This window comes from Saccharopolyspora erythraea NRRL 2338 (assembly GCF_000062885.1).
GTDB lineage: Bacteria > Actinomycetota > Actinomycetes > Mycobacteriales > Pseudonocardiaceae > Saccharopolyspora_D > Saccharopolyspora_D erythraea.
Window position 1 is genome coordinate 5,426,697 of the sequence record NC_009142.1, and the last position, 21,760, is coordinate 5,448,456.

A 21,760-nucleotide genomic window follows, 5' to 3' on the forward strand; every position below is an offset into this window, starting at 1 on the left:
CCCGAGCATGGGGGACGCGGGCGACGGCATTCCGACGCCGCCCTGGGGTACTCAGCCGGTTTATCACGGCGGTGCGAAGCCCGACGCGCGGGGAGCAGACGAGGATGTGGCCGGTGGACCGGTTCGACGTGGTGGTGGTCGGTGCCGGAGTGTCCGGACTGGCCTGTGCGGCGGCGCTGGCCGCGGCCGGGACGGACGTCCTGGTCGCCGAGGCGCGTGGGCGCACGGGCGGCCGGCTGTTGTCGGTGCCGACCGGGAACTGGAGCGAGGGCGGCAGGCTCGACCTCGGCGCGACCTGGTTCTGGCCGCACGAGACGCTGGTGGCGGGCGAGACCGCCCAGCTCGCCATCCGGACCTTCGACCAGCACACCGCCGGGAACGCGCTGTTCGAGGCGTCCGACGCCGACGGGGCACCGCTGGTGCAGCGAATCGACGGCAACCCGATCGACGTCGCGGCCGGTCGCTTCGGCGACGGCGCGCAGTCGCTCACCGACTCCCTGGCCGGGCTGCTGCCGGCCGGGTCGCTGCGGCTCGGCACTGCGGTCAGCGCGATTCGCCGTACCGGCGACGCCGTGCTGGTTCGGGCCGGGACGGCGGACGTCGCCGCCGAGCAGGTCGTCGTCGCCGTCCCGCCCGCACTCGCCGCCGCGACGATCGACATCACCCCGGCCCTGCCGGAGCCACTGCTGCGGCTGGCACGAGCCACGCCGACCTGGATGGCCGACACGGTCAAGGTCGTCGCTCGGTACCGGCGCCCGTTCTGGCGCGAGCGGGGCCTCGCCGGTGCGGCCGTCAGCCACGCCGGACCGCTGCGTGAGATCCACGACATGTCCGGCTCCGGCGGGGAGCCGGCCGCGTTGTTCGGCTTCGCGATCGCCGCCACGCCCGGTTCACCCGACCCCGCGCTCGGCGAGAGCGCGCGGCGGCAGCTCGCCCGGTTGTTCGGCCCCGAGGCCGGTGACCCGCTCGAGCTGCACGTCCACGACTGGAGCGCGGAACCGTTCACCCGCCCACCCGGCCGGGACGCCGGCGCCGGCCACCACCTGTTCGGCCACCCCGCTTACCGGCAGCCCGCCCTCGACGGGCGCCTGCACTGGGCGGGCACCGAGACCGCGACCCACCACGCAGGCCACATCGAGGGCGCGCTGCGGGCTGCCGCCCGCGCCGCCACCGCCGTACTGTCCCGCCGGGACCTGACCCGCACCGCACCATGATTCCCACGGAGAACCACATGTTCGAGATCCCCGAGCTGCTCGCCGAGTACGACCGCGCCCGCGCCTACACCGACGAGCTCTGGCGCGACCTGAGCGCCGACGAGCTGCACTGGCGGCCCGAGGAGGACTTCAGCCCGATCGGCTGGCACCTCGGGCACCAGGCGCACGTCGCGCACTTCATGGTCCGCAACCTGACCGCGGCCGAACCGAGCCCGATGCCCGATCTCGACGACGTGATGGACTCGGCGAACCCGGAGAAGCTGCGGCTGCCGCTGCCCGGCCCGGGCAGGCTCGGCGAGTTCCGCGACACCGTCGCCGAGCGGGTGCACGCCCGGCTGGAGGCGATCGGCGCCGGCGACGTCGGCGCGCCCGCCCAGCTCAAGATCGTGGCGCAGACGCTGCTGACCGCGATCATCAACCACGAGTACCAGCACGACAGGTGGATCGGCGAGGTGCGTCAGCGCGACCTCGGCCATGCGCTGCCGGACGACCCCGGCTCCGACCGGCTGCGAACCGTCGACGGCTACCTCGTCGTCTGCGGGTGGGCGGAGTGAGCACCGCCGACGACGTGCGCGCCGCCGACCGGATCGCGGCCGACGAGGCCGCCCGCACGGCGTTGCAGCGCCGGGTGCTGGTGGTCGTCGTCGCCGGGCAGGTGCTCGGCGGCGCCGGGCTCGCGGCGGGCATCACCGTCGGCGCGCTGCTGGCGCAGGAGATGCTGGGCTCGGACGACCTGTCCGGGCTGCCGACGGCGCTGTTCACCCTGGGATCCGCGCTGGCGGCATTCCTGGTCGGGCGGATCACCCAGCGCCACGGCCGCCGCCTCGGCATCGGCCTCGGCTTCACCGCGGGCGGGATCGGCGCGCTGGGGGTCGTGGTCGCGGCGGTCACCGGAAATGTCGTGCTGCTGCTCGTCGCGCTGTTCGTCTACGGCGCGGGCACGGCGACGAACCTGCAGGCCCGCTACGCCGGAGCCGACCTCGCCCGCCCGGTCGCCCGCGGCACCGCGATCAGCCTGGCGATGGTGGCCACCACGCTCGGAGCCGTGGCCGGGCCGAACCTGGTCGAACCGCTGGGTGCGCTCGCGATCGGGGTGCCCGCCCTGGCCGGACCGTTCCTGCTGGCCGCCGTGGCTACCTCGGCGCGGGTGCGGTGCTGTTCGCGCTGCTGCGCCCGGACCCGTTCCTGGTGGCGCGCCACCTCGAACGGTCGGCCGCGGAGGCGACCTCCGCACCGGCGGTGGCTCCCCCGGCCAGGCCCGGGGTGGTCGTCGGCGCCACGGTGATGGTGCTGACCCAGATCTCGATGATCGCGATCATGACGATGACCCCGGTGCACATGCGCGCGCACGGTCACGGACTGGGCGCGGTCGGGCTCGTGATCGGCATCCACGTGGGCGCGATGTACCTGCCGTCGCTGGTGACCGGTGCGCTCGTGGACCGGGTCGGGCGGGTCCCGATGGCGGTCGCGTCCGGGGTGACCTTGCTGCTCGCCGGGGTCACCGCGGCGTTCGCGCCGGCCGACTCCCTGCCGCTGCTGATCGTGGCGCTGGCGCTGCTGGGTCTGGGCTGGAACCTCGGCCTGATCTCCGGGACGGCGTTGCTCGTCGACGCGACGGTGCCGGCGAACCGGGCGAGGGTGCAGGGCACGACCGACGTGCTGATCGCGCTCGGCGGAGCCGGCGGCGGAGCGATGTCCGGGGTCGTCGCCGCCGGGGCCGGGTTCTCGACGCTGTCCCTGGCCGGCGGGCTGCTGGCGCTGCTGCTGATCCCCGCGCTGTTCCGGGCTCGCGGCACCGGGGCACCCGCATCGCATCAGCAGGCGGCCGGCCGGAGGCAGAGCGCTGATCCGGCGGACGGCCGGATGGTCTCGGACGAGACGGTCTGACGGCAGGCCACGCGTGCACCCTGCGCGACGGTGATCCGAGCACGAGACCGGGCCGTCCATAAAGGACAGATCACCGGATCGAGGAAGGCTTTTTCCACCTGGTGTGGGCGTCATGGGCTCAACGTCCAGGTCTTGGCTGATCCGGCGGGGCGTCTGGTCTGCTGCTCTCCGGAGCGGGAGTCCGTGCGCCCACGAACGTTGAAAACCAGTCGGCGCCGCTCAACGATGCAGTAGGTTGAGCGTCATGGTCAGCCTGTCCGCCGTCATCGGAATCGCCGTCGTGGAGCTGGGTCTCGTGCTGACGCCGGGTCCGAACATGATCTACCTGGTGTCCCGCTCGATCACCCAGGGCCGACGCGCGGGCATGATCTCGCTGGTCGGCGTCGTCGTCGGTTTCCTCGTGTACCTCGCGGCGGCGGCCGCCGGCATCGCCACGGTGTTCGCCCTCGTTCCGGCCGTCTACACCGCCCTGAAACTGGCCGGGGCGGCGTATCTGCTGTATCTGGCGTGGCAGGCGGTCCGACCCGGCGGCACGTCGGCGTTCCAACCGCGCACGCTGCGCCCCGACCCACCGCGCAAGCTGTTCGCGATGGGACTGCTGACCAACCTGCTCAATCCCAAGATCGCGGTCCTCTACATCTCACTTCTCCCGCAATTCGTCGACCCCGCGCGCGGGTCCGTGGCCGCCCAGAGCCTCGTGCTCGGATCGGTGCAGATCGCGATCGCGTTCACCGTCAACGCACTGATCTTGCTCTCGGCGGGATCCATCGCGAGTTTCCTCGGCGCCCGCCCGTCGTGGCTGCGCATCCAACGCTACGTGATGGGCACTGTCCTGGGCGGACTCGCGCTGCACCTCGCCACCGACCGCTCCCGTGCCGTGACCGCCACACCCTGATCAACCCCACTCGCGGACAAAGCGCTCGGTACGCCCCACTGCGACATCGCAGCCCCCCCTCCGACGAGGCTTGCTGGCCGAGTTGGTGCGCACCAGCGGCCGATCGAAGCGGGACTGGATGCACTCGCCGATGTCGTCGACCCCGAAGAGCCGTGAACGCAGCCGTCAGCCGGCAGACCGGGCCCTTCGCAGCCGGATGCGAAGGGTCTCGGCGAAGTCCTCGGCTCGGCTCAGCTGGGTCCGCAGTTCCTGCACGCGTCCGGCTGCGGCTCGTTCGTACTCCCGCAGGCGGTCCAGCAGGGCTGCCCGCTCCGCGTCGGGCACGCCTTCGGGAGCGTCCAGGCGGTCGGTGATCTCCAGCAGGTCCCGCATCTGGTCCAGGGTGAAGCCCAGCGGCTTCATCCGGCGGATCACCATGAGCCGCTCGACGTCCCGCTCGCCGTAGAGGCGGAAGCCGCCCTGCGACCGGGCCGATGGGATGACCAGACCGGTCTCCTCGTAGTGCCGGATGGTGCGCAAGGACAACTCGGTGCGCGCGGCGACTTCGCCGATCTGCATGTGCCTGCCGTCCACGCTCGGGCCCTTCCGCTCCGGCCGGGGCGGCACCAGACCGCAGCCCCGCGCGACTCTACCCTAACGTTAGGGTAGAGTTCCGGCGATCGCGGGCAGGGTCGGCCCGCCTGTGCCGTGTCGGGGCCGATGACGCCCCCGGCGACGATTCGTTGTTCCACAGGAGAGATCGTGCGCGTGTTGCTCGTGTCGGCGCCGTGATGCATCGCGGCTGAGGCGACACCCGGCCTCGCTTGCCGCCGCGTCGGCTTCCGCACCCCCTCCAGCCCACACGCGCCCTTCCACGTGCGCTGGCCATCCTGCGCGCCGTTCCCGCACACCTCAGGCGTGCCCGAGTACGACAGGTTTGTTTCCTTGCCTTCCTCAGCTGTGTTCTCCGCCGCGCGTCCGCGCGGCCTGCGCCCCGACTGGCTTTCCGATCCCAAGGTGTGGCGCACCGAGATCCTCGGCGGCCTGGTGGTCGCGCTCGCGCTGATCCCCGAGGCGATCTCGTTCTCGATCATCGCCGGTGTCGACCCGGCGATCGGCCTGTTCGCCTCGTTCACCATGGCGGTGACCATCGCGATCGTCGGCGGGCGCCGAGCGATGATCTCCGCCGCGACAGGTGCCGTCGCCCTGGTGATCGCACCGTTGAACCGCGAACACGGCCTCAGCTACCTGGTCGCCGCGGTCATCCTCGCCGGGGTGTTCCAGATCGCCCTCGGCGCGCTGGGCGCGGCGAAGCTGATGCGGTTCGTGCCGCGCAGCGTGATGGTCGGCTTCGTCAACGCCCTGGCCATCCTGATCTTCATGGCACAGGTCCCCGAGATGACCAGCGTGCCCTGGGCCGTCTACCCGCTGATCGCCGCCGGGCTGGCGCTGATGGTGCTGTTCCCGAAGGTCACCACAATCGTTCCGGCACCGCTGGTGTCCATCGTGGTCCTCACCGTCATCACCGTCGCGGCCGGGATCGCGGTGCCGACCGTCGGCGACAAGGGCGCCCTGCCCTCCTCCCTGCCGGTGCCGGGCCTGCCGGACGTGCCGTTCACGCTGGACACGCTCACCACGATCGCCCCCTACGCCTTCGCAATGGCACTGGTCGGCCTCATGGAGTCGCTGATGACCGCCAAACTCGTCGACGACATCACCGACACCCGCTCCAACAAGACCCGCGAATCCATCGGCCAGGGCATCGCCAACATCGTCACCGGGCTCTTCGGCGGCATGGGCGGCTGCGCCATGATCGGCCAGACCATGATCAACGTGAAGGTCTCCGGCGCCCGGACCCGCCTGTCCACCTTCCTCGCCGGCGCCTTCCTGATGGTGCTGTGCATCGCGCTGGGCCCGGTCGTCTCCGACATCCCCATGGCAGCCCTGGTCGCGGTCATGGTCATGGTCTCGTTCACCACGTTCGACTGGCATTCCACCGCCCCGAAAACGCTCAGGCGGATGCCCGCCGGGGAGATCACCGTCATGGTGATGACCGTGGTCTGCGTGGTCGCCACCCACAACCTGGCCATCGGCGTCGTCGCCGGTTCGATCACCGCTATGGTCATCTTCGCCAGGCGGGTGGCCCATCTCGCCGAGGTCACCGCCGTCTCCGCCCCCGACGGCACCAGCGTGGTCTACCGGGTGACCGGGGAGCTGTTCTTCGCCTCCTCCAACGACCTCGTCGGCCGGTTCGACTACGCGGGCGATCCCCCCGAGGTCGTCATCGACCTGTCCGCGGCCCACATCTGGGACGCCTCCTCCGTCGCCGCGTTGGACGCCATCGAGACCAAGTACGCCCAGCGCGACAAGACCGTCGAGATCATCGGGCTGAACGAGCCCAGCGCCCACCTCCACGACAAGCTCAGCGGCGAACTGACACCCAGCCACTAGTGTCCTGAGTTGGAAGTTTGTTGTATGTTTTGGTGATGGGTCGTAGAGGTCCGCGTTTGCCCGATTTGGCGTTGACGGACGCTGAACGGGAGACGCTTCAGAGGTGGGCGCGTCGCCCGAAAACCGCGCAGGCGTTGGCGTTGCGGGCACGGATCGTGCTCGCCTGCGCCGAGGGAGTGTCCAACATGGACGTATCGCGGCAGTTGCAGATTTCCCCTCCGACGGTGACGAAGTGGCGCCGCCGCTTTGTCGCTGATCGCCTGGAGGGATTGTCGGACGAGCCCCGGCCGGGTGCCCCGCGCACGATCACTGACCAACAGGTCGAAACCGTGATCGCCAAGACACTGGAGGAGGCGCCGCCGAACGAGGACTCGCATTGGTCGACTCGTTCGATGGCGAACGCGGTCGGGATGTCGCAGACGGCGATTTCCCGGATCTGGCGGGCTTTTGAGCTCAAGCCGCACCTGGTGCAGACCTGGAAGCTCAGCACCGATCCGCTGTTCGTGGAAAAGGTCCGAGACGTCGTCGGCCTCTACCTGGACCCACCGGAAAACGCCCTGGTCCTCTGCGTCGATGAGAAATCCCAGATACAGGCTCTGGATCGCACCGCGCCGATCCTGCCGGTCATGCCCACCACCCCGGCGCGCATGACCCACGACTATGTCCGGCACGGCACCACCAGCCTGTTCGCCGCCCTGGACGTGGCCACCGGATCCATCATCAGCCAGCACTACCGGCGGCACCGCCATCAGGAGTTCCTGAAATTCCTGAAGACCATCGACAAGAACACTCCCGCCGAACTGGACTTGCACCTGATCTGTGATAACTACGCGACGCACAAGACACCCGTGATCAAGAAATGGTTGTTGCGCCACCCGCGCTTCCACGTGCACTTCACCCCCACGAGCGCCTCCTGGCTCAACCTCGTCGAACGGTGGTTCGCCGAGCTGACCAACCGCAAACTCCGCCGATCCGCCCACCGCAGCGTCACCGAACTCGAAGCAGACGTCCGCGCCTGGATCGAATCCTGGAACGCCGACCCCACACCCTTCGTCTGGACCAAGACCGCCGACGAAATCTTCCAAACCCTCGCAGCCTACTGCCAACGAATTAACGACTCACGACACTAGTAGTGCAACGCGGATGTGGTTGGCCTGTTGTGATCACGGGCCATGGTGCGCAGGCATGATCTGACCGACGCGGCATCGTGCGTGCCCACCAGCACGCTGCCGGAGCCCGTCGCACCACCGGGTCGTACACAGGCGCCGGACCGCCCCGCACTGGGCACGGTGACAAGGGCTACTCCAGCCGCGATCCGCGGCTACCTACGACGCCGCGGCATCCAGGCCACCATTCCCGAACGCGCCGACCAGCAAGCCCGCCGACAACGCCGAGGCAGTACCGGCGGCCACCCACCGCTTCGACCCGACCACCTACGAGCGCCGAATCGTCATCCGGCTTTGAGGACAGGCCCTGGGCGACAGCGGCCATTGCTGCAGTGGCAGCAGAATGCGCTTGGGGACGGAGACCTCCGTCCCATCGTCGTCGGCCCCGCCACCCTGCCACCTGGCGACGCTCGCAATTCGACCGCTGCCCTTCCTTCGCCTGACCTGCAAGGAAAAGTCGAACCAATCCCGACGAATTCGAATCGCAACCAGCCGACTACGGAAAGTGTCGATCAACACTTTCATGCAACGAGACGGCCTCGGTTTCACACTTAGGAGATATCTCAGACTTATGGCGCGCAACACGCGGTGCTGAACTCTTCGAATGGCCGAGACACGTGCAGCAGCCGCGAACCCGCCCGCGCTCACCAGCGAGAGCGGAACGCTCGGGAACATCGAGAGCACCATCAACTCCGCGTTCGAACCGATCAAGGACGCCTTCTACAACCTCGTCTTCGGAGAGGTCACGGTGTTCGGCGTGACCTTCCCCTGGATCGTGGCGTGGCTGGTGATCGCCGCAGCCGTGTTCACGGTGACATTCGGGTTCATCCAGATCCGCGCGTTCAAACTCGCCGTGGACCTGGTCCGGGGCAAGTACACGAGCAAGGACGAACCCGGCGAGATCAACCACTTCCAAGCGCTGTCCTCGGCGCTGTCGGGAACCGTGGGTCTGGGCAACATCGCCGGCGTCGGCGTCGCCGTGACGATCGGCGGCCCCGGCGCCACCTTCTGGATGATCATGTGCGGTCTGCTCGGCATGGCCACCAAGTTCGTCGAGTGCACCCTCGGCGTGAAGTACCGCGAGATCGACGCCGACGGCACCGTCTCCGGCGGCCCCATGCACTACCTGCGCAAGGGCCTCGCCGAACGCATCCCCGGCCCGGCCGGCGCGGCGATCGGCAAGGTGCTCGCGGTGCTCGCGGCCCTGATGATCCTGTTCTTCGCCATCGCAGGCGGCAACATGTTCCAGGCCAACCAGACCTTCGCCCAGCTCCGGGACGTCACCGGCGGCGACACCGGCCCGCTGGGCGGGGACGGCGCGGCGCTGGTGTTCGGCGTGGTGCTGGCGATCGTCGTCGGCCTGGTGATCATCGGCGGGATCAAGTCCATCGGCGCGGTGACCAGCAAGCTGGTGCCGGCCATGGCCGTCATCTACATCGCCGCCTGCCTGATCGTCATCGGCGTCAACATCACCTCGGTGCCGAGCGCGGTCGTCGAGATCATCGCGGGCGCCTTCACCCCGGCCGCCGGGTTCGGTGGTGCGATCGGCGTTCTCATCGTCGGGTTCCAGCGCGCGGCGTTCTCCAACGAGGCCGGCCTCGGGTCGGCCCCGATCGCCCACTCCGCCGTGCGCACCCAGCACCCGGTCACCGAGGGCCTCGTCGCGCTGCTCGAACCGTTCATCGACACCGTGATCATCTGCACCATGACCGCGCTGACCATCGTGATCGCCAAGACCCAGTTCTGGCAGGACGCCCAGGCGACCGTCATCGCGGGCGGCGACACCCCGGACGGCGTCACCGTCACCTCGGAGTCGTTCGCCACGGTGCTGCCGTGGTTCCCCTACGTGCTGACCGTCGCCGTGGTCCTGTTCGCGGTCTCCACGATCATCACCTGGGGCTACTACGGCCAGCGCGCGTGGCTGTTCCTGTTCGGCAAGAACAAGGCCAGCGAGCACATCTACAACGTCGTGTTCTGCCTGTTCGTCGTCGTCGGATCCGTGCTGACCCTGACCAGCGTCCTCGACTTCGCCGACGCCGTGCTGTTCGCGCTGGCGCTGTTCAACATCATCGGCCTGTACATCATGATCCCCGTGGTCAAGCGGGAACTCGCCGAGTACCGCGCCAAGATCCGCAGCGGTGAGGTGAGGAAGCTCGAGAAGACCGGCTGACCCGGCAGCGGGCGAGGACCGCGAGACGGTGCCGCTGTCCGGGCACCGTCTCGCGGCCGGGATTTCCCCTACGGGGCGGAGTCCTACGGCGGGGAGCGTGAAGAATCCGCTGAGGCTTCGGTTTCCGGGTCAGCCAAGACATGCGCTCACGAGCCGGGCGGGTTGTTCCTCGATCACCAGATGTCCCGCCGAAGGAACGACGTGCGGCTCGATCCCGAGGGTGTCGCGAACCGCCGGCGCGAGAGCGCGTACTGGCAGGAACACGTCGTGGTCCCCGACGAGGACGGACCGGTCCACGTCGGGAGCACCGATCGGAGCCTTGCCCGGGTCGGTGCTGGTGCGGACGTGCTTGGCCACGAGAGTCATCCAGTCGACCAGCATCCGGCGTGGCGTGTGGTCCGGGCCGTGCATCGTGCGGAGCAGTCCGGCGCCGACAGCCGGGCTGCGACGCAGAACCCACGCCGCCGAGGCGTTGACGACGGCGGGGCTGAGCCGAAGCCTGGTCAGGCCACCGGGCGAGACCAGAACTTGGCGTCCGACCCGCGGCGAGTCACTGGCCGGCGCGATCGCGGCCCCCAGGGAATGCCCCATGACCACGACCTGCTCATCCGAGATCTTGTCGATCAGTTCGGTGAGCCAGCGCCCGTACCACTGCAGTCGAGCACCCCGCGGAATCCGCTCTGCGCTGCTCAATCCCGGTTGACCGGGAAGGTCTGCGACGACGGCCCGGGCACGCGCGCACAACGCGGTCGCCGGCGGGAGACACGTGGCGGCGCTGAAGTTCGTGCCCGGAAGGAACACGACCGTGCGACCGCTCTCTCCGGCCGTGACCACGTGTGTGGCAACGCCCCGCACCGCGAGCATCCGGCGGGTGTGCGGAATGTGCCACTGGTCGAGCCGATCGCTGCACCAGCGAGCGATCTCCTGCTGTCCCGCCCGGGTCCGGTAGATCAGCTCCAGCAGCCCTCCCCGGCATCGCGGTGCGCCTCGAAGTAGCGCGCCATGAGCTCCCAGTACACGAGCAACAGCAGCATCTGGGCAACGGTCGCCGCACCAGCGGGGACCGGACGGCGCCGCCTGGCAGCGACCAGCGCGACCAGTCCCGCACCGGTGGCCGCGGCGTTCACGGCCAACGCCGCGTCCTTGGGACGGGCGACGATCCACAGCTCCTCACCCAGCATGGCCCTCGTCGCCCACGCTCGTTGGTCAGCGGGCGCGGGGAAGACGACCGGGTTGAGCGCGAACCACACGCCGACGACCACGGCGTGCCGCCGGCTCCGCGTCCACACCGGAACCAGGACCACAGGCGCGGTCAACCAACGGGACCACGCGCTCCAGGGATTCGAATGCCGAGCGAACACCGCGCGGCGAAGGCGAGCGAACAGCCGTGCTGATCTCATCAGCGAGTGCTCCATCCAGAAGACCGGTCAACAACACGCCGACCAGACTTCCCGGCACACCGCCGATCACCGTACGCCTCCAGGGCTGCCCCCACCAGTCCCCTGCCGCCTCCACGCCGTCCGACGAGTCCCGGCGACGGCAACCACCCGGTTCCCGTCCGACGTCGCCCCACGCCCTCCGGCCTCGCCGACGAGGGCGCAGGCTCTCCGAGCGGTGGAGTTCCGGCTGACGGGCTGAGGCACTCGCGGTTCCGACGACGTGCAAGCCCCAAGGTGGGAAGTGCATCTCGCCAGCCGGAGGCCGCTGTGAAGAAGGACGAGTTCCTCGCCAAGGTCGAGCAACGCGGCGAGTACGAAGGCAAAGAGCAGGCCGCACACGCCGTACGTGCCGTGCTGGAAACCCTCGGCGAGCGCCTGACCGGCGACGAAGCCAAGGATCTCGCCGCCCAGCTCCCCGAGGGGATCGCCGGTCTGCTGTCGGTCCGGGACTCCGCCCAGTCACTCAGCGTGGACGAGTTCCTCGACAAGATTTCCAGCCGATTGGACAAGGCCGGAGCCGAAGCGGTCCGCTCCGACGCGAGCGCGGTGCTCACCACGGTGGCCGAGAGCATCGAAGGGGGCAGCTCAACCACGTGCTCAGCCAGTTGCCCACCAACTACGCACCTCTGTTCGGACATCCCGAACTCGCGTGAAACGCAGCAGATGACGATTTCCGATCGCGTGGTCATCGGACTGGAAGCAGACCCCGGGCCGCCCACAGCACTCGCGGGGCAGGTCGCGCAACGCCTGCCGGACATGCTCGCCCGGCAGGTGTCCGATGAGACCACATGGGAGATCAAGGTGAGCACCGACGAGCTCACCCTGGACGGCGACGGCCGGATTCCGATCGAGCAACGGGCGCGGGAGCGGATGCCCGCCGAAGGGTGGGACGTCATTGTGTGCCTGACCGACCTGCCCCGCCGCAACGGCACCCAGCCGGTCGTCGCCGACATCCGCGCCGAGGAGGGCGTCGCACTGGCCTCGCTTCCCGCCATCGGATGGGCGCGGTTGCTGCCGCACCTGGCCAACGTGCTCGTCCACATCATCGGCATGGTCGTGCGCGAGAAGTACGGCCTGAGCGGGCACCGGCCGCTGGCGCCGTCCCACCACCACGTCGCCCGCCGCGCGACCGAACGGATCTCACCGGTCAGGCAGGTCCCCTCCAGCGACGTCGACGTACAGCTGACCCTCAGCGGCGTACGCGGCAGAGCCCGGCTGCTGTGCGGGATGGCGCGCGACAACCGCCCGTGGCGACTGGTCCCCAGCCTGTCCAAGGCGATCGCCGCCGCCATGGCCACCGCCGCGTTCGGGATCTTCTACCCCACGATGTGGTCGATGGCCGACGCGTTGTCGACCGCCCGGCTCGCGCTCATCTCGTTCGTCGCGATCTCGGCCATGGTGACGTGGCTGGTCATCGACAACGGCCTCTGGGAACGCGGGCGCGACCGCAACACGCGCGAAGAAGCCTTCCTGTACAACGTGGCCACCCTCCTCACCCTGTTCATCGGCGTGGCGTGCATGTACATCGTCCTGTTCGCCCTGACATGGCTGGCCTCGCTCGCCGTGACCGCGACCCCCTACCTCTCGGCCGTGCTGGGCCACCCCGCCGACGCCGGCGACTACGCGACGCTGGTGTGGCTGGCAAGCTCCATGGGCACCATCGCCGGTGCTGTCGGCTCCAGTCTGGAGACTAGGAACGCCGTCATGCGCGCCACCTACAGCAAACGCGAACAGGAACGGCGCAAGCGTGCACAACACCGGCAACAGCAAACCGAACACCACGCATCATGAGCTTGACTCGCGCACAGGTTCGTGCAGGTTGGGGCGCGCGTCGCACGGAGGTCAGCACGGCCGTACTGACGCGTGCTTCGGGATCGCCTCGCCGGGGAACGCCCAGAGCGGGTCTCTTCCGTGTCCGGACGCGGCGGAGACCAAGGCCCCGCCGGTTCAGCCCCGAGCCGGCGGGGCCGCTCCGAAGAGCCGCAGGGGTTGCAGTCCGACCTTCGGTCCCCGATCCCTCCGAAGATCAAGCCAGCGGCAGGTTCGCCCCGTACATGAGGCTGACCAGCGGCAGGTACTCCGCTAGCGACAGCCCGGTGGTGTGGGTGAAGAACAGCGGGAGGAACACCAACAGCCCGAACAGCCCGAGTGCCGCACTGCACGGGCCCGATTTCAGCCTGTCGGCGCACAGGCTTCACGTGAGTTGATCTTGTTCGATGGAGACACGATTCACAGACCAGTCCTGGACACCCGGCCCAACACAACGCAAGCCGTCAGGGCTTCCACGCGGCGACCAGGTCGAGCAGCCCGGGGAACCGCGCGTTGAGGTCGTCGACGCGGACGTGACTGCGCCGCTCCAGGCCGTACTGGCGCTGGCGCAGCAGGCCGGCGTCGCGCAGCGCGCGGAAGTGGTGGGTCAGCGAGGACTTCGGGCGGTCGAAGCCGAACCAGCCGCAGGTGTGGTCGAAGTCTTCGGACTCGAGCAGCAGCCTGCGGACGATCTCCAGGCGCAGCGGGTCGGACAGCGCCCCGAACACGGTCTCCAACCGCAGGTTCTCCACGGCGGGCTCGGGCAGCGGCGCGGGCAGGTCGGCCCCGGCGGCACGCGGTGACATCGCTTACACCTCGCGATCTCCTGTACGACTTTTCTCGTACTGATGACTAAGTTCGAGTCTGATCGTACAAGGGATGACGAGGAGTTCTCATGACGCAGGTCCTGCCGGCACCGGCGCCCGCACCACCCCGCCGGGAGATCTGGCTGGCCGCGTGGCCGGTGACCGCGGTGATGGTGCTGTCCAACGCCGCCACTCCGCTCTACGTGCTGTGGCAGCACCGGATCGGCTTCTCCGCAGGCGTGGTGACGGTCGTCTACGCCGCCTACATCGTCGGACTGCTGGGCGCGCTGATGGTCGCGGGAATCGCCTCCGACCGCCTGGGACGCAAGCCGATCCTGCTGCCCGCGCTGCTGCTCGGCGCGCTCGCGTGCCTGCTTTTCGCCACCGCGACCACGGTGCCGACGCTGGTGCTGGCCAGGCTGCTCACCGGGATCGCCGTCGGCGCGATCCTGTCCGCCGGAACCGCCGCCGTCTCCGACGTCGCCGGACCGCGGCGGTCCCGGCTGGCCTCCCTGCTGGGCTCGACCGCGATGGTCCTCGGCGCCGGACTCGGGCCGCTTCTGGCCGGGGTGCTGTCGGAAACGCTCCCCGGCCCGACGGTCGCGGTGTTCGTGCTGGTCGCAGCGGTACTGGCCACGGCGTTCCTGGTCATGGTCCGGATGCCGCTACCCCGGCGCACCGCCTCGGCCGGTGGTTCCTGGGTGCGGCTGCCCGCCGTACCCCGCGCGAACCGGCGACAGCTCGCACTGGGGCTGGCCGCGTTCGCACCGGGAATCTCGGCGGTCGGGTTCGTGCTCTCGCTCGGCCCGTCGCTGCTGTCGCACCTGCTCGGCACCGACAACCGGATCGTGTCCGGCGCGACGATCTTCGTGCTGTTCACCGCCGCGACGGCGGTGCAGTTCGCGGTGCGCGGGCTTGCGGTGCGCCGCATCCTCCTGCTCAGCGCGGGCGCCACGATCGGCTCAATGGTGAGCCTTCTCGTGGCGGTGCACGGTGCCTCCGTGCCCGCGCTGGTGCTGGCCGCGCTGCTGGCCGGCGCCGGACAGGGACTCGGACAGCTCGGTGGGCTTTCCCTGCTGGGCGCGTCGGTGCCGCCAACCCGCCTGGCCGAGGCCAACGCCGCGCTCAACGCCGGCGGCTACCTCCCAGCCGGGGTGCTGCCAGTGCTCGCCGGATACCTCAGCGACGGGATCGGCCTGCCGTCCGCAGCGACCGCGTTCGGCGTCGCGGTCGCCCTCGCCGCGCTGCTAGGAGGCGCTTTCGTCGCCAAACGGCAGGATTTCGAACACTGATCACCCTTGGGTGGGCGGAGGGCAGCGGCCACTGTGCGACGTGCTCGTCCCGGCGCTGTGGGTGTCCGCGGCGTTCGGGCATGGTAAGAGCTGTGCTGTGGATGCGAGCTTCGGGGCCCGGGTGCGGTCGCGACGTCATCAGGCGCGGATGACGTTGGAAGCGCTGGCAGCGCGCAGCGGGGTGTCGCGCGCGGCCCTGTCCAAGATCGAGCGTGGCGAGCGCGAGCCCAGCCTCACCGTCGCGGTCCGCATCGCCGACAGCATCGGTGTGCTGTTGCCGGAGCTGCTCGGCGAGCAGGGCCTGCCACCGGTGCAGGTCTCCCCCGCTGAGCGCCCCCAGGCCGCGGGCGACCGAGGGCCCCGCGAGTGGCCCGACGGTGCACGTCCACACCACTCGAGCGCCTGGACCCAGCGGCCCGGATCCCGGAGCAGGCGTGGCTGCGCCGTCGGCAACACGCCCCTCACGGTGAGTAGTGCGCGGTGGAGCCTGACCACGGGTCGGGCTCGTGGGGCTTCGTGCGCGATTGGCTGTGCGATGAATTGACCCGGATGATCAACCACGCGCAGGTCGTGAGCGCGGCGAAGGCGATGACGAACAGGCCCGGGTCGAAATGGCCGAACACCATGACCACCACGACCACCAGCTGGAGGAGCCCTGCCAGAGCGACGATCGCGGTGACGACTCCTCGTTCCAGGCGATCGCTGAGGTCCAGCGTGTTCCGGTCACCTCCGGGATCGTGCGGCATCATCATGACTGCCAAGTGGCTCGGGAGACACCTCGTGCCGGGCGCTCGGAATCTCGTGCCAGTCGTGGCCCGTGTAGGAGCACGGGTCCTCGACCAGCGACCGGGCCCAGGCCAGGTCGGCTTGCGACGGGCCGGCGTCGTTGGCGTACTCGATCAGGTCGAGCGGGTTGCGCGTGATCATGCGCGTGACATCGGCCTCCGCTACTCCCTTCTCGAACACGGTCTGCGCGAAGATGCGCAAGGCTTCCGAAGGCAGCGGGTTGTGGCGCTGGCCGGTGTCGGAGACCAACAGGCATCTCGAGGCCCCGATCCGCTGGATGCTGTGCGCGATCTTCTCCGGGATGGCGTAGTGCCAGGCCGGAGACACGGTGCAGTAGCCGAACTCCGGCATGGCCCCGAGGCGCGCGATCTCCTCCAGCGTGTCGAGGTCCAGGTTGGGCACTTTGAAGTAGGGGTGAGTCACGACGATCTTTTCCACCCCGACGTCGCGGGCCTCTCGGACCAGCGCGACGATCTCGCGCGGCGCGAGGTGGCAGGTGCCCAGGATGGCGCCGTAGGAGGCGACCAGTTCGAGCACCTCCTTGATCTCGGGTTTGAGCTTGCCGTCGGAATCGGCGATCCAGATGCCCTCCGCTCGGCTGCGTCCGCCCGCCTGGGAGTCGTACCCGCCGGTGCCGCCGTGCATCTGGGCGTGGTAGCCGGCGTCGACCGTCGGCATCCACACTTCCTTGCCACCGAGCCGCAGAGCCGCCTCGACCGCGGCCGCGTTGATGCCGCCGACGTAGTAGTTGAGCACGATCCCGCCGTACACCCGGATGTTGGGGATGACTCGCTGCACCAGGTAAGCGCGGGACACGGTGCTCTCGTGGTGGCACTTGAGAACGATGGCCTTCATGCCGGCGTCCCGGGCGGCGCGGACGATGTCGAAGTCGTCGGCCAGGCGGGGGAACAGGTCGGGGTACGGATGGCAGTGCAGGTCGACGGCCCCGGCCAGGTCGATCAGAGGGCCGTTGTAAGTTCGGGTGTTCACAGGATCTTCCCCTTCCTGATCAGGAGTCACTGCCGCCGGCTGTGACGATTCGTGCGTAGGTCTGGGGATCGGTCGCGCCTTCGGTGACGACGACGAGCACTGACGCGTCGGATGGCAGCTCGCCTCCGCGACCGGACTTCTCGACCACCGCGCGGAGCGCGCCGAGAGCGGCCGCGCCTGTTTCGCCGGCGACGACGCCGACCGCGGCGAGCGAGCGCATCGCTTCGCACGCGTACGCATCGTCGATCGCCGCCAGGACATCGATCCCGTCCCGCAACAGCGGCCAGGCCAGCGCTGACGGGGTACCGCAGCGCAAACCGGCCATGATCGACTCGTGCGGGCCCGGGACGGTCACGCGACGCCTCGCGCGCAGCGACTCGAGCACGCTCGCCGAAGGCAGCGGTTCGACGCCGATCAAACGTGGCGTCGCGACCGCGTCCGGGCGGCGGTAGTGGCGAACGGTCGCCGCGGCGAGGGCGCCCACACCGATCGGCACGGCGACGACGTCCGGCTGCGCGGCACCGCGCTCACGGAGCTCGTCGTCGGTTTCCCAGAAGATCGTCGAGTAGCCCTCGATGACCGACCAGGGGATGTTCTCGTAGCCCGGCCACGAGGTGTCGGCCACCACGATGCACTCGTCCGACTCGTCCTCGGCCGACCTGCGCACCGCGTCGTCGTAGTCACCGTCGACGACAGTGACTACCGCGTCCTCCGCCTCGATGGCCTCGATGCGAGCGACAACCATGTCGGCGGGCACGTACACGCGCGCGGAGAAGCCGAGCAGGCGGGCCATGTGGGCGACGGCGAGCCCGTGGTTGCCGTCGGTGGCGGCCGCGAGCGTCATCGGCGCGAGCGGCCTCAGCTCGCGACGGAGCTCGTCGACATCGCGCCACTCGGGCTCGGCACCGAGCCGGTCGCACAGCGTGCGGTAGATCGCATAGGACGCGCCGAGGACCTTGAAGGACATGAGGCCCAGCCTGGTGCTCTCGTCCTTCACCCACAGCCGTGCGACACCGAGGTCGTCAGCCAGCGGCGGGCAGTCCAGCAGGGGTGTGCGCGCATAGTCCGGCATGCGCTGGTGGAACTCCAGCGGCGCGCGGTCCGCCGAAATGCCCTCGATGACGCGCAGCGCGTTGTCGTTGAAGAACAACTCGCATGCTCGGTGGTCGGTCGTCACGTGGGCACCTCCGTCTCCGCCACGCGGCCGCAAAGCTCCAACACACGTTCCGCGGTCATCGGCAAGCACGTCGGGCGCTGTCCGATCGCCGCGGTGATCGCATTGGCGATCACGGCGGCACAAGGCCCGATCGGCGGCTCGCCGATCCCTCGCGCGTTGAGCGGCCCCTTGCCCTCGCCGCTCTCGACGATGTCCACCTCGACGTCGGGCATGTCCATCGAGCTGGGGATGAGATAGCTGGCGAACAGGCTCGAAACGCACTGGCCCTCTTCCAGCGGCACGTCCTCCATCAACGCATAACCGAGGCCCTGCATCGCTCCGCCCTGGATCTGGCCCTCCACGCGCATCGGGTTGATGGCACGCCCGACATCGTGGGATGCGGCGTAGCGCAGCACCCCGACCTCGCCGGTCTCCACATCGACCTCGACATCGGCCGCGTGGCATCCGTAGGTGTAGTCGGGGAAGCTGTCGCCCTGCCCGGTCTGCGGGTCGAACGTGCCCCGAGTCGCTCGCCAGAGCGCCAGATGGGACGTGTCCACTCCGCGCTCGTCGCATTCGGCGACGAGCTCGGCGAGCGTGATGCCGGTGCTCGGCGCCGTGTCCCGCACCACGCGAACCAGCCCGTCCTCGAACGCCAGCGCATCGGCCGGGCAACCGAGCACCTCGGCAGCGACCGGAGCGAGCTTGTCGCGCAACCCCTGCGCGGCATGCAGGACCGCGTTGCCGGACATGTACAACTGCCGGGTGCCGAAGGTGCCCCCGGCCTCCGGGTTCAGCGCGGAGTCCCCGATGTAGACGCTGATCTCGTCGATGGGGACACCCAGCACCTCGGAGGCGATCTGGCACAGGCTGGCGGCTTGACCGGCGCCCAGATCGGTGATCCCGGCTCGCAGGAGCAGGGTGCCGTCGGGCTGCAGGCTCAGCCACGTCGACGCTCGGTCGTGGAACCACACCGTCCGCCCGTAGGGCTGCATGTTGCAGGCGAACCCGCGGCCGACCCGCTTGGTCGACCCGCTGGGCGCTGGTTTCTCGCCCAGCCGGGCCAGCGCGCGCTCCATGGTTTCGCCGACGGCGACGGCCGTGGACAACGACTCGCCTGTGGGGATGGTGTCGGACTTGTCGAGGAAGTTGCGTCGACGCACCTCGGTCGTCGACATGCCCAAAGCGTCGGCGATGCGGTCCATCTGCGACTCGTACCCGAAAACCACCTGCATGGCGCCGAAGCCGCGGAACGCACTGGTCGGCATGGTGTTGGTGAACACCGCCCGTGAACGCACCGAGGCGTTGGGCGTGCGGTAGGGCCCGCACGCCACCGCCGCACCGGCGAACATGACGCGCGCGCTCAGGTACGGATACGCGCCCGCGTCGCCGGTGATGTCGATGTCCTGGGCGACGATGGTGGCATCGCGCCGCACCCCGGTGCGGTAGCGCATGACGAACGGGTGGCGCTTCGTGCTCGCCTGCATCGACTCCTGGCGGTCCCAGACCATCCGCACCGGCTTCCTGGTGTGCCACACCAGAAGGGCGAGGTACGGCTCGACGGTCATGTCCTCCTTGCCGCCGAACCCGCCGCCCATGTAGGTGCCGATCACGCGCACCTTGTTCCTGGGCAGTTCGAGGATCTCGGCGACTTCCACGGCGTGCTCGAGGACCTGCGTCGACACCCTGAGCGTGAGCACCCCGTTCTCCATCCAGCCCACCCCGGCCTCGGGCTCGAGATAGGCGTGTTCGACGCGCTGGCTGCGGTACTCGCCTTCCACGACCACGTCGGCGCCGGCGAGGGCGCTTTCCACGTCCCCCCGCTGGAGGTGCCACGTGACGAGCACGTTGCCCTCGTCGTGCACGCGCGGTGCGTCGTCGGCCAGAGCGGACTCCGCGTCGAAGACCGCGGGCAGGTCCTCGTAGTCGACGTCCACCATTTCGGCCGCCTCATCGGCGACCTGCTGGCTCACCGCGGCGACGAGGGCGACCGGTTCACCGACGTAGCGAACCCGGTCGCCGGCGAGCACCGGCATCGCGACGGTGAGCTCCCCGAGGCCGCCCGAGGCGTGTTCCACGATCCGGTTGCAAGGCACATCGCGTGCCGTGAGCACCGCGGCGACACCCGGCAGCGCTCGCGCCTGGTCGAGGTCGACGGACTTGATCCGCGCCGACGCGAACGGGGAACGGACCACGCGCGCGTAGAGCATGCCCGGAAGCTTCCAGTCCGCCGCGTAGAGCTGAGATCCCTTCACCTTGTCGACGAAATCGTGGTGCGCCAGGCTCCGACCGACCACCCGCATCGTCGCGGGACCGGTCGTGGTCAGGACATCGCTGCTCATGACGGCTTCTCCGAGGCGGTCTTGTCGACGTAGTCCTCGATCGCGTCGAGAATCTTCGTGTAGCCGGTGCAGCGGCACAGGTTGCCGACGAGCTCGTAGCGGATCTCGTCACGGCTGGGACGGTTGCCGCGACGTGCCAGGCAATGCGCGGTGAGCACCATGCCCGGTGTGCAGAAGCCGCACTGCGAGCCGCCATGGGCGAGGAAGCACTCCTGCAGCGGATGCAGGGTGTCGTTCTCGCCGAGCAAGCCGGTCACGGTCGTCACCTCGTGGCCCTGCGCCTGCACCGCGAACATCAGGCACGAGCTGATCGGCTCCCCGTCGAACTCGACGGTGCAGGTTCCGCACACCCCTTCTCCGCACCCGTAGCGGACATCGGGCAGCCCGATCTCGTCGTGCAGCACGTCGAGCAGGAGGTCGCTGGGCGTGACCCACACGTCGTACCGGCGGCCGTTGACCGACAGGCTCACGAGTCTCTTGTTCATGTGACCACTCCGCTCGTCCGTGCGCGCCCCAGCGCCTCGGTGAGGGCGCGCCTGGTCAGCACGTCGACCAGCCGTCGCCGGTAGGCGCCGGAGGCGTGGACGTCGCCGTCCGGCGAGGTGTTCCCGGCGATGGCCGCCGCCGCGGCAGCGACTTCGGCCGGGGCGCCGCTCGACCCGATCAGCGGGGCGACGGCCTCCCGCCCGGCTGGAACCGGCCGGTCGGCCACGCCCGCCAGGGCGACCTCCGCCGACCGCACCGTCGCGGCATCGGACTCCAGCTCCACCACCACGGCCACGGCGACTACGGCGAAGTCCGATGCGCGACGCACCAACTCGTGGAAGCTCCACCCCTGCTGCGGCCGCAGCGCCGGGAGCCGGACCTCTCGGACCACTTCGGACGGCTCGAGCGCCGTGGTCAGGTAGGTGACGAAGAAGTCACGCGCCGGCACCGCGCGGTCGCCGTCCGGGCCCCGCACGACGATGTCGGCGCCGAGCGCCAGCGCCGCACAGGGTATTTCGGCGGTGGGATCGGCGTGGGCCAGGCTGCCTCCGATCGTCCCGCGGTTGCGCACCCGCACGTTGCCCACCCGGGACGTGCACTCGCTGAGCATCGGTGCGTGTTGGCGGACCAGCGGCGAGTCGACGACAGTCCGGTGTCGTGTGAGCGCGGGTATGCGCAGCACCTCGCCGGCCACCTCGGGCTGCCCCTGGTCGATGTCGTTGATGTCGATGACCACCGCGGGACGCGCGAGCCGCAACGCGAGCATCGGTCCGAGGCTTTGACCACCCGCGAGGACCTTGGCGTCCTCCCCGTGCTCGACCAGCGCTCGAACCGCGTCGTCGTAGGTGGACACCGCCGTGTACTCGAAGGGAACGCAGACCACCGCAACCTC

21 protein-coding genes and 1 pseudogene are annotated in these 21,760 nt (G+C 69.6%); 12 read left to right on the forward strand and 10 right to left on the reverse strand.

The window, feature by feature from the left end; translation table 11 throughout:
• Window positions 1–104: 104 nt before the first annotated feature.
• From SACE_RS23535 to SACE_RS23550, 5 genes are all read left to right on the forward strand, one after another.
• Window positions 105–1,214, forward strand: coding sequence for a flavin monoamine oxidase family protein (locus SACE_RS23535; RefSeq protein WP_009951242.1), 1,110 nt, complete (start codon window positions 105–107; stop codon window positions 1,212–1,214).
• A 17-nt stretch (window positions 1,215–1,231) separates the two neighbouring features.
• The gene (locus tag SACE_RS23540; RefSeq protein WP_009951240.1) at window positions 1,232–1,768 is read left to right on the forward strand and encodes a DinB family protein; all 537 of its coding nucleotides are present in this window, start codon (window positions 1,232–1,234) and stop codon (window positions 1,766–1,768) included.
• Complete coding sequence (locus SACE_RS39970) at window positions 1,765–2,499, forward strand: MFS transporter (RefSeq protein ID WP_011874483.1); 735 nt, start codon at window positions 1,765–1,767, stop codon at window positions 2,497–2,499. Before SACE_RS23540 ends, SACE_RS39970 begins: the two co-directional genes overlap by 4 nt.
• Window positions 2,454–3,101, forward strand: coding sequence for an MFS transporter (locus SACE_RS39975; protein ID WP_308196712.1), 648 nt, complete (start codon window positions 2,454–2,456; stop codon window positions 3,099–3,101). The genes SACE_RS39970 and SACE_RS39975 overlap by 46 nt, the downstream gene beginning before the upstream one ends.
• A gap of 244 nt (window positions 3,102–3,345) precedes the next feature.
• Window positions 3,346–3,996 (forward strand): LysE family translocator, encoded by a 651-nt coding sequence (locus SACE_RS23550; RefSeq protein ID WP_009951237.1) that lies wholly within the window; start codon window positions 3,346–3,348, stop codon window positions 3,994–3,996.
• Between the two features lie 165 nt (window positions 3,997–4,161).
• Here the strand turns inward: SACE_RS23550 and SACE_RS23555 are convergent, their stop codons facing one another.
• Window positions 4,162–4,569 carry a MerR family transcriptional regulator gene (locus tag SACE_RS23555; RefSeq protein ID WP_009951236.1) on the reverse strand — a complete coding sequence of 136 codons (408 nt, stop codon included), beginning with the start codon at window positions 4,567–4,569 and terminating at the stop codon, window positions 4,162–4,164.
• A gap of 351 nt (window positions 4,570–4,920) precedes the next feature.
• On the opposite strand from SACE_RS23555, the gene SACE_RS23560 reads away from it, so the two are divergent.
• The 4 genes and pseudogenes from SACE_RS23560 (at window position 4,921) to SACE_RS23570 (ending at window position 9,762) form a co-directional block, all read left to right on the forward strand.
• Window positions 4,921–6,426, forward strand: coding sequence for a SulP family inorganic anion transporter (locus SACE_RS23560; RefSeq protein WP_011874484.1), 1,506 nt, complete (start codon window positions 4,921–4,923; stop codon window positions 6,424–6,426).
• A 35-nt stretch (window positions 6,427–6,461) separates the two neighbouring features.
• Window positions 6,462–7,556: an IS630 family transposase gene (locus SACE_RS23565; RefSeq protein ID WP_011873748.1), complete on the forward strand. Its 1,095-nt coding sequence runs from the start codon at window positions 6,462–6,464 to the stop codon at window positions 7,554–7,556.
• 77 nt (window positions 7,557–7,633) lie between these two features.
• A pseudogene (locus tag SACE_RS40255) lies at window positions 7,634–7,829 on the forward strand (hypothetical protein); the annotation flags it as partial.
• Between the two features lie 367 nt (window positions 7,830–8,196).
• Complete coding sequence (locus tag SACE_RS23570; RefSeq protein ID WP_009951585.1) at window positions 8,197–9,762, forward strand: alanine/glycine:cation symporter family protein; 1,566 nt, start codon at window positions 8,197–8,199, stop codon at window positions 9,760–9,762.
• A gap of 129 nt (window positions 9,763–9,891) precedes the next feature.
• On the opposite strand, the gene SACE_RS36755 is transcribed toward SACE_RS23570, so the two are convergent.
• Window positions 9,892–10,626: an alpha/beta fold hydrolase gene (locus tag SACE_RS36755; protein ID WP_081468438.1), complete on the reverse strand. Its 735-nt coding sequence runs from the start codon at window positions 10,624–10,626 to the stop codon at window positions 9,892–9,894.
• An 86-nt stretch (window positions 10,627–10,712) separates the two neighbouring features.
• Window positions 10,713–11,177, reverse strand: coding sequence for a DUF6653 family protein (locus SACE_RS23580; RefSeq protein ID WP_308196713.1), 465 nt, complete (start codon window positions 11,175–11,177; stop codon window positions 10,713–10,715).
• Between the two features lie 291 nt (window positions 11,178–11,468).
• On the opposite strand from SACE_RS23580, the gene SACE_RS23585 reads away from it, so the two are divergent.
• Window positions 11,469–12,992 (forward strand): DUF2267 domain-containing protein, encoded by a 1,524-nt coding sequence (locus tag SACE_RS23585; RefSeq protein ID WP_009949260.1) that lies wholly within the window; start codon window positions 11,469–11,471, stop codon window positions 12,990–12,992.
• Window positions 12,993–13,474: 482 nt separating this feature from the next.
• On the opposite strand, the gene SACE_RS23590 is transcribed toward SACE_RS23585, so the two are convergent.
• A complete protein-coding gene (locus tag SACE_RS23590) occupies window positions 13,475–13,816 on the reverse strand; it encodes an ArsR/SmtB family transcription factor (protein WP_009949258.1) in 342 nt (113 codons plus the stop codon).
• A gap of 89 nt (window positions 13,817–13,905) precedes the next feature.
• Between SACE_RS23590 and SACE_RS23595 the strand changes: the two genes are divergently transcribed.
• Together SACE_RS23595 and SACE_RS40260 are read left to right on the forward strand one after the other, a co-directional pair.
• Window positions 13,906–15,108, forward strand: coding sequence for an MFS transporter (locus SACE_RS23595; RefSeq protein ID WP_009949257.1), 1,203 nt, complete (start codon window positions 13,906–13,908; stop codon window positions 15,106–15,108).
• 121 nt (window positions 15,109–15,229) lie between these two features.
• On the forward strand, window positions 15,230–15,652 hold the full coding sequence (locus SACE_RS40260; RefSeq protein ID WP_372491186.1) for a helix-turn-helix domain-containing protein: 423 nt from the start codon (window positions 15,230–15,232) through the stop codon (window positions 15,650–15,652).
• On the opposite strand, the gene SACE_RS38200 is transcribed toward SACE_RS40260, so the two are convergent.
• Genes SACE_RS38200 through SACE_RS23625 form a run of 6 tightly spaced genes read right to left on the reverse strand, consistent with a single transcriptional unit; the run spans window position 15,570 to window position 21,751 of the window.
• Window positions 15,570–15,860: a hypothetical protein gene (locus SACE_RS38200; protein ID WP_011874487.1), complete on the reverse strand. Its 291-nt coding sequence runs from the start codon at window positions 15,858–15,860 to the stop codon at window positions 15,570–15,572. The genes SACE_RS40260 and SACE_RS38200 overlap by 83 nt on opposite strands.
• Window positions 15,832–16,884: a DUF6282 family protein gene (locus SACE_RS23605; protein WP_009949252.1), complete on the reverse strand. Its 1,053-nt coding sequence runs from the start codon at window positions 16,882–16,884 to the stop codon at window positions 15,832–15,834. Before SACE_RS23605 ends, SACE_RS38200 begins: the two co-directional genes overlap by 29 nt.
• A 19-nt stretch (window positions 16,885–16,903) precedes the next feature.
• A complete protein-coding gene (locus SACE_RS23610; RefSeq protein WP_009949251.1) occupies window positions 16,904–18,061 on the reverse strand; it encodes a diaminopropionate ammonia-lyase in 1,158 nt (385 codons plus the stop codon).
• Window positions 18,058–20,382 carry a xanthine dehydrogenase family protein molybdopterin-binding subunit gene (locus SACE_RS23615; RefSeq protein WP_009949249.1) on the reverse strand — a complete coding sequence of 775 codons (2,325 nt, stop codon included), beginning with the start codon at window positions 20,380–20,382 and terminating at the stop codon, window positions 18,058–18,060. The genes SACE_RS23610 and SACE_RS23615 overlap by 4 nt, the downstream gene beginning before the upstream one ends.
• Complete coding sequence (locus tag SACE_RS23620) at window positions 20,379–20,867, reverse strand: (2Fe-2S)-binding protein (RefSeq protein ID WP_009949248.1); 489 nt, start codon at window positions 20,865–20,867, stop codon at window positions 20,379–20,381. Before SACE_RS23620 ends, SACE_RS23615 begins: the two co-directional genes overlap by 4 nt.
• Entirely contained in the window at window positions 20,864–21,751 is an 888-nt protein-coding gene (locus tag SACE_RS23625; protein WP_009949246.1) for an FAD binding domain-containing protein, read from the reverse strand. The genes SACE_RS23620 and SACE_RS23625 overlap by 4 nt, the downstream gene beginning before the upstream one ends.
• Window positions 21,752–21,760: the final 9 nt, after the last annotated feature.

Bases quoted from the DNA above. Each gene is read 5' to 3' on its own strand.
- SACE_RS23535 (WP_009951242.1), top strand. From the start codon at position 105: ATGTGGCCGGTGGACCGGTTCGACGTGGTGGTGGTCGGTGCCGGAGTG.
- SACE_RS23615 (WP_009949249.1), bottom strand. From the start codon at position 20,382: ATGAGCAGCGATGTCCTGACCACGACCGGTCCCGCGACGATGCGGGTG.
- SACE_RS23595 (WP_009949257.1), top strand. From the start codon at position 13,906: ATGACGCAGGTCCTGCCGGCACCGGCGCCCGCACCACCCCGCCGGGAG.
- SACE_RS23565 (WP_011873748.1), top strand. From the start codon at position 6,462: ATGGGTCGTAGAGGTCCGCGTTTGCCCGATTTGGCGTTGACGGACGCT.
- SACE_RS23540 (WP_009951240.1), top strand. From the start codon at position 1,232: ATGTTCGAGATCCCCGAGCTGCTCGCCGAGTACGACCGCGCCCGCGCC.
- SACE_RS36755 (WP_081468438.1), bottom strand. From the start codon at position 10,626: ATGCTCGCGGTGCGGGGCGTTGCCACACACGTGGTCACGGCCGGAGAG.
- SACE_RS23580 (WP_308196713.1), bottom strand. From the start codon at position 11,177: ATGGAGCACTCGCTGATGAGATCAGCACGGCTGTTCGCTCGCCTTCGC.
- SACE_RS23620 (WP_009949248.1), bottom strand. From the start codon at position 20,867: ATGAACAAGAGACTCGTGAGCCTGTCGGTCAACGGCCGCCGGTACGAC.
- SACE_RS23590 (WP_009949258.1), bottom strand. From the start codon at position 13,816: ATGTCACCGCGTGCCGCCGGGGCCGACCTGCCCGCGCCGCTGCCCGAG.
- SACE_RS23550 (WP_009951237.1), top strand. From the start codon at position 3,346: ATGGTCAGCCTGTCCGCCGTCATCGGAATCGCCGTCGTGGAGCTGGGT.
- SACE_RS38200 (WP_011874487.1), bottom strand. From the start codon at position 15,860: ATGATGATGCCGCACGATCCCGGAGGTGACCGGAACACGCTGGACCTC.
- SACE_RS23570 (WP_009951585.1), top strand. From the start codon at position 8,197: ATGGCCGAGACACGTGCAGCAGCCGCGAACCCGCCCGCGCTCACCAGC.